Origin of the sequence: Moorena sp. SIO4E2, assembly GCF_010671945.1 — a bacterium.
Taxonomy (GTDB): domain Bacteria; phylum Cyanobacteriota; class Cyanobacteriia; order Cyanobacteriales; family Coleofasciculaceae; genus Moorena; species Moorena producens.
The window spans coordinates 1-6,758 of sequence record NZ_JAAHIE010000408.1 but is presented as its reverse complement, the minus strand read 5'-3'; the positions used below and the strand labels follow the sequence as shown (position 1 = coordinate 6,758).

General features: G+C 43.9%; 6 protein-coding genes and 1 pseudogene. 5 read left to right on the top strand and 2 right to left on the bottom strand.

The annotated features are described in order from the left end of the window. Positions 1 to 191, bottom strand: a pseudogene (locus F6K37_RS28915) (hypothetical protein); the annotation flags it as partial. Here F6K37_RS28915 and F6K37_RS28910 point away from each other — a divergent pair. Both F6K37_RS28910 and F6K37_RS28905 read left to right on the top strand, forming a co-directional pair. After that, a complete protein-coding gene (locus F6K37_RS28910) occupies positions 190 to 663 on the top strand; it encodes a thioredoxin domain-containing protein (protein ID WP_008189381.1) in 474 nt (157 codons plus the stop codon). The pseudogene F6K37_RS28915 and the gene F6K37_RS28910 overlap by 2 nt on opposite strands. Positions 664 to 680: 17 nt before the next feature. Beyond that, positions 681 to 1,112: a hypothetical protein gene (locus F6K37_RS28905; protein WP_008189383.1), complete on the top strand. Its 432-nt coding sequence runs from the start codon at positions 681 to 683 to the stop codon at positions 1,110 to 1,112. 7 nt (positions 1,113 to 1,119) lie between these two features. Here the strand turns inward: F6K37_RS28905 and F6K37_RS28900 are convergent, their stop codons facing one another. Continuing rightward, a complete protein-coding gene (locus F6K37_RS28900) occupies positions 1,120 to 1,581 on the bottom strand; it encodes a pentapeptide repeat-containing protein (RefSeq protein WP_008189384.1) in 462 nt (153 codons plus the stop codon). A 704-nt stretch (positions 1,582 to 2,285) separates the two neighbouring features. Here F6K37_RS28900 and F6K37_RS28895 point away from each other — a divergent pair. The 3 genes from F6K37_RS28895 (at position 2,286) to F6K37_RS28885 (ending at position 6,453) form a co-directional block, all read left to right on the top strand. After that, entirely contained in the window at positions 2,286 to 4,061 is a 1,776-nt protein-coding gene (locus F6K37_RS28895; protein ID WP_287253890.1) for a cytochrome c biogenesis ResB family protein, read from the top strand. 44 nt (positions 4,062 to 4,105) lie between these two features. Then, positions 4,106 to 5,830 carry a cytochrome c biogenesis protein gene (locus tag F6K37_RS28890; protein ID WP_287253888.1) on the top strand — a complete coding sequence of 575 codons (1,725 nt, stop codon included), beginning with the start codon at positions 4,106 to 4,108 and terminating at the stop codon, positions 5,828 to 5,830. Between the two features lie 173 nt (positions 5,831 to 6,003). Continuing rightward, entirely contained in the window at positions 6,004 to 6,453 is a 450-nt protein-coding gene (locus tag F6K37_RS28885; RefSeq protein ID WP_287253886.1) for a QcrA and Rieske domain-containing protein, read from the top strand. Positions 6,454 to 6,758 lie beyond the last annotated feature (305 nt).

Below are 6,758 nucleotides of genomic sequence, written 5' to 3'. Positions count from 1 at the left end.
ATCGGGAATCGGGAATCGGGAATCGGGAATCGGGAATCGGGAATCGGGAATCGGGAATCGGGAATCGGGAATCGGGAATCGGGAATCGGGAATCGGGAATCGGGAATCGGGAATCGGGAATCGGGAGCAGGGAACAAGGAGGTGTGGGAGGTATATTTGATTAATAGAATACTTTGGCAAGAGGTAATCATGAATAGTGAGAAAGGAAAACTCAGGGCAAAACTCAGCATTGTTGTAGGAATAATCACTGTTGTATTCGCAGCTGGAACATTTTTCCTAACTCGTTCTGATCTATCTAGCCTTAGCACTTCAACCGTGGCTGGGTTAGCTCTAATCAAGACAATGGTAAAGCAATCCGTCCCTTATGAGGTTGCTTTAAGCAATAATAAGCCCACTTTAATAGAATTTTACGCTGACTGGTGTACCACTTGTCAATCCATGGCTCCCATCCTGAACAAATTGCACCAACAGTATGGAGAAACCGTCAATTGGGTGATGCTAAATGTAGATGACCCCCAGTGGGCTAAACCCATTGAAAAATACCGAGTGACTGGTGTGCCTCAATTCACATTTCTAGACAGTAATCAGGAAGAGACAGAAATCCTAGTTGGCAAAATCCCTGAACCAATTATCACTAAAGTGCTGCAAGAGCTATTATCCTGAAAACAGGATTACCATAGGTGACAAGTTGCAGGTTAGAAAGTTGCAGGTTAGAAAGTTACAGGTTAGAAAGTTACAGGTTAGAAAGTTACAGGTTAGAAAGTTACAGGTTAGAAAGTTACAGGTTAGAAAGTTACAGGTTAGAAAGTTACAGGTTAGAAAGTTACAGCTTATTAAAGCTTAAACAAACCAACTTTAAAGCTTCAAGCCTTCAACCTTGGCCTTTGGCCACGCTACGCGAACAACCTTGGCCTTTGGCCACGCTACGCGAACAACCTTGGCCTTTGGCCACGCTACGCGAACAACCCTTCAACCAAACCACCTTCAAGCCTTCAACCTTGGCCTTTGGCCACGCTACGCGAACAACCTTGGCCTTTGGCCACGCTACGCGAACAACCCTTCAACCTTGGCCTTTGGCCACGCTACGCGAACAACCCTTCAACCTTAAATAATATCTGTCTAGAAAGCTGCTTTTAAGATACCGATATCAAAACTACGAGACATGACTGCACTAGTTAAGTCCGCACCACTAAGGTTAGCACCACTTAAATCTGCTCCCTGAAGGTTAGCACCACTCAAATCTGCTCCCTGAAGGTTAGCACCACTCAAATCTGCTTCACGCAAATCGGCTTTGTGTAAGTTAGTTTCAGTCAAATTTGCCTTGATTAAAGTAGCTGCAGTTAAGTCTATCCAACTGAGGTTAGCTCTAGTAAGGTTCGCTTCGGTAAGGTTAACGCCTTCTAAGATAGATACATAAAGCTGAGCAGCACTGAGATTTATCCCCTCAAGATCTACCCAACTCAACATTTGCTCACTCAGATTTATGCCCCGAAAATCCCGTTCTCCCCTAGCATATCGCTTCAGTAGTTCCTCAGGATTGGTTGTGGTAAGTTGGCTAGATGGACTAGTGTACAACAGCATAGATAACCTCAAACGTGATCTGGATTCGGTCTGGTGTTAGTGACAATTCCTTACAGATGGGAGATTGTATACAGACGCTAATATGGCCAGTATCGAAGTCTGATGTTAGCGATCGCGTTTACGGAATAGTTGAGTAATGTTTAATTTAGTAGACTATTAGTAGACTAATTTAGTACACCTTTAAGATTAAAAAAATGCTGTAAGCATTCAGGTCTCAGCTATCAGCTCTCAGCTATCAGCTCTCAGCTATCAGCTCTCAGCTATCAGCTCTCAGTAGTAGGGTGGGCAAATACCAAGCCAATCACAATTTAATCAGGAATTATGTCATTTGCCCACCCTACAATAACTATAGCTTTTGAATAAAATAAGCTGACGGCTGACAGCTGACGGCTGACAGCTGACGGCTGAATGGTTACAAAATAATAAATGTATAAATTAATACAGTATTAATTTAAATTAATGGTAGAGAGTTATGACGTTAAGGCGTTTTGGTAAAAGCGATCGCTTAGTTTTAAAAAAGCGAAAAAAACCATAATTTAGGAAAAAGCTTGTGTTGATAAAATTGTTTTATACCAGGGTGTATTATATAGATAGAAGTACTAAATGTTGGGTAAAAACTATTCCTGATTACCTTATAGTTACTGAACCATTTTGTGTGCTACCAATCTTGACCAGTATGTTCACAAATAACCTAGGATTGCTATATGCTTGAGCATACCTTAAAATTTATTGGCTCGATTAAACTAGCTGTCCCTTTACTTAGTATGATTGTCGCTATCTTAATTGGGGCGACGTTTTACGAATCTCAGGTCGGGTCAACTACCGTGCAACAAGAGATTTACAAAAGTCCGTGGTTTGGGGCCTTAATGTTCCTACTAGCCCTCAACCTAGCGGTCTCAGCTCTGTATCGCTACCCCTGGCGAGGTGCGCGTAAAATCGGCTTTGCTTTGACCCATCTTGGTATCATCGTAATTATCGCTGGTTCAGCGGCTGTAATCCACTTAGGTGTAGAGGGCATGTTACCTTTGCGCACCGATATGGCTTCGAGCAATCAGATTCGGGTTGAAGGGGAATTGTTGGAAGTGATGACACCATCATCACAGTTGCAGCAGACTGATGTATTGATCAAGCCAGATGGTTCAGTCATCCCCAAGCAAATTGGTAAACTGTCTTTGGTAGGCTACAGCGACAATACCATCAAAACAGTCAGTTTTACGGAAGGGGCAACGGCAGATAATCTAGCAGTAGATAATCCAGCTGTGCGATTACGCTTGAAAAGCGATCGCATGGGGCAAACCCTAGAGCGCTATTTAGCTGTAGCCCCAGTAGCCTATAGCAAAGTAGGGATTGGGCCAGCTGAATTAGAAATCATTCAGGTCGAAACGGTAGCGACAGGAAAAGGAAAATCTCTGCTATCCCCTCCTGAACAACAAAACCTGAGTCCTTGGGGTAGCATCGAGGTAACGTCAAAAGAAACAGACAAGATAGATACAGAGATTATCGATATAAAACAAGCTCTGTCATCCCAAGCCCCAGACTCCTCAGTCAAAGTAATCGATTTTTGGCCGGATTTCCGACTAGACGCCAACAACCAACCGACCACGGCCTCCCAACAACTGAGAAATCCCGCAGTACAGTTGGAGGTATCCACACCAGAAGGGGTTGAACGCTGGTTTGTGTTTGGAAAGGAAAACTTTCCGCCAATTCGTTCAGTTGTATCAGGAAAACCCCTAGAAGGAATTGAGATTAGCTATAACATTCAACCCCAGGAATCAGAGGATTATTTCCGGGTAATCGTCACTCAATCAGGTCAGCTATTCTACGCTGCCCATTCCTCGAAAGGATTTAAATCTGGGACTTTAGAGGTTGGAAAAGCTGTCAGTCCCGGTTGGGCAGATTTCCAAATTACCCTAGACGAGTATATTCCCCATGGCAAAATCAATCGTGAGGTCATACCTGTATTTGACCCAAGCGCTAAGGGAGTACCAGCCTTATTAGTCAGCACCGAAACCGGAACCCAAACCTGGTTACCCTGGGGCGAACCGACTACGATTAACGAACCAACAGGAGAAATCTTTGCTGCCTTTAGTCCCAAACTCTTGCAACTGCCGTTTGCGATCGCATTAGAAGACTTCATCGTTGAACGCAATGAAGGCAGTGATTCCGTTGCCATGTGGACTAGCAAAATCAGGATCGAAGACCGAGATCACCATGTCATCTCCCACCGCAACGTTTGGATGAACCATCCCACCTGGTATCAAGGCTGGAAAATAGCCCAAGCTTCCTGGAATCCCGGTGACTTAAAACAATCAACCCTACAAATCAAGCGAGAACCAGCCTGGGTAACTGCCTTAACTTGGACAGGCTCTGGTCTAGTAATCAGTGGGATCACCATCATGTTCTATGGTCGAGGGGTAGCTAAAAAACTGCGCCGCCAGCCAGAGGAGTCCGGAGTTCCCTTGTATTATCATTCCCCCTAACATACTTTGTTCTAGTTCAGATTAGCTTTTACTTCTGTGTTCTGATGAAACCACTCCAACTCCTGATCGGACTCTGTCTCGGAATCGTAATCCTAATCATACCTCCAACCCAACTCCAACCATCACCCCTAGACCCCTTACAAACCCTAGCTGTCCAACTTGATGGGCGCAAAAAACCCTTAGACACCGTAGCCCGAGAAACCGTAGCCAAAATCCACGGTTCAACTAACTACCGCCTAGAAAACAATCAAACCCTCAACTATCTCCAAACCTACCTATCCCTATGGTTTAATAACCGAGACTGGAACCAAGAACCCTTCATTCTACTGACCTACCGCCCCCTCAAAGAAAAAATTGGTCTTGACCTAGAACGAAAATACTTCTCCTTCCGAGAATTAGTCAGTTCCAACCTAGGTGCCATCGTTCTGGAAGCCAATCAAAAACAAGCCGACAACATTGAGCTGACCAGAGACGAACGAGAAGCCCTCACCATAGAAGACAGACTAGCATTAATGTTACGCACGGTAGGTACTGATACGCTACCCCTAGTTCCCCATCCCAGTGATAGTAAAGGCACTTGGGTAAGCATACTTCAATCGCAACAGTATTACACCAATGAACAAATTACCCCTCTACAGCAGAGTTACCAAACACTCAAACAAGCCTATCGTTTAGACCCCCTACTGACTACTCTTGAGGTTGGGCAAGTTGCGGAAACACTACATCAGGAGTTAGCCGCTCTTAGCCCTGAAATTTACCCCAAGGATTCCGTGCTGCAACGGGAAGTTAACTTCTCTAGTTTTCGCCCCTTTAGTAAAGCCTGGAAAATTTATGCGATCGCATTAATAGTCTTGTTATTAGGATTATCGGTCAAGCAATTCGACCTCTACTCAGGTGCAGTAGGAATTTTCCTCACAGGTCTTTTCATCCAAGGCTACGGCTTTATCACCCGCATGGAAATTGCCGGACGTCCCCCAGTCACCAATATGTATGAATCCGTAGTGTGGGTTGGATTTGGGATTGCCGCCATCGCCCTAGTATTTGAGCTAATCTACCGGGCCAAATACTATCTGTTAGCCGCTGCTCCTTTATCAATCCTTTGTCTACTTCTAGCAGACAGTCTTCCAGCCGTCCTAGATCCAAGTATTGCCCCCCTTGTACCAGTACTACGAGACAACTTCTGGCTCAGTATCCACGTTCCCACCATTACCCTCAGCTATGCTAGTTTTGCCTTAGCGATGGGATTAGGACATATTATTCTAGGACATTATCTAGTTGCTCCCCAATTATTTCAACGAATTTCCCACCTATCAAAATTTAACTATCGAGTCCTACAAATTGGTGTTTTACTGCTCACTACTGGCATTATTCTCGGTGGCATCTGGGCTCACTTCTCCTGGGGTCGCTTCTGGGGTTGGGACCCCAAAGAAACCTGGGCGTTGATTGCCCTAATGTGTTACATAGTCCCCTTACATGGTCGTCTGGTAGGATGGTTAGCAGACTTTGGGATGGCAGTCATTAGTGTAGTTTGTTTTAATGCTGTGTTGATGGCTTGGTATGGCGTTAACTTTGTTCTCGGGACTGGTTTACACAGTTATGGATTTAGCACTGGTGGCTCAGAATTAATTGTCGGGACCCTCGTTGGTTTAGACTTATTATTTGTAGCAGCTGCAGCTACCAGACATAACCGTTGGTTGCTCTCTAAATCTAGTGAAAATCTAGTGAAACAGTTGAGTAAAAAGCAACCAGTTATGGCTAAAGATAATTAAAATTAATTAAAACTAACTAAAAATGCATAATACCAACTAATTAGGAAGAGATTATCAACCTAAGTTAGCTGGTCATATTTTCGATTAAAAATTCTTGGTTTGAGAGATAATATAATTAATTTTTGATTATGGTTTATTATTAAAATAAATCGTTTTCCACATAGAGGGATACTATGGATCGTCGTGAATTTATGGGCTGGTTTGGTGTTGGTGCATTGGCTACTTATCTACCAGTAGCATTAGCCGCCTGTAGTCCTGATAAAAGTCCGCCAAAAGCAACAGAAAAGAAAACTGCTAATATTGATAAGTCGGTGCGAGAGGATGGATTTAAAGCCGTTGGCACAGTGCAGGAGTTAGAAGAAAAAGGCAAAATTAGCGACAAGATAGCAGATATTCTAGTCGTGCGTAATCTGAGCAACAATAGTCTTGTTGCCGTGAACCCTAGGTGTACTCACCAAGGTTGTAGCGTGGATTGGAAGCAAGAGGACAAGATATTTAACTGTCCTTGCCACGGTTCTAAATTTGATTTAGATGGCAAAGTAACGAAAGGACCTGCAGACAAACCATTGAAAAGCTATGAAACAAAGGAAGAAGATAATTTAGTTTTGGTAAAAGTAAGCTAGTCATTTAGGAGCAGGTTTGATATTGCAGCTGAAGTCCCCCTTTTTAAGGGGGATTTAGGGGGATCTGTTGGGTGCATCTCATTTTTGGTGTTTGACCCCGTGGTGCGTTACGGGGCAGACTTTCCCAAGGCTGGCTACGAGGCTGAAAATGACGGCGAGCCCCCCTAACGCACCCTACTGGACTGACACAGCTAATTTGGTGCATTAGAATCTGCCATCTCTTCCTCTTCAAACACTGGATAAAGATGTTTAAGTTTGACTCTGGCATCCGGGGTTGAAAAATGCCAAATTACTTGACTGGCTGT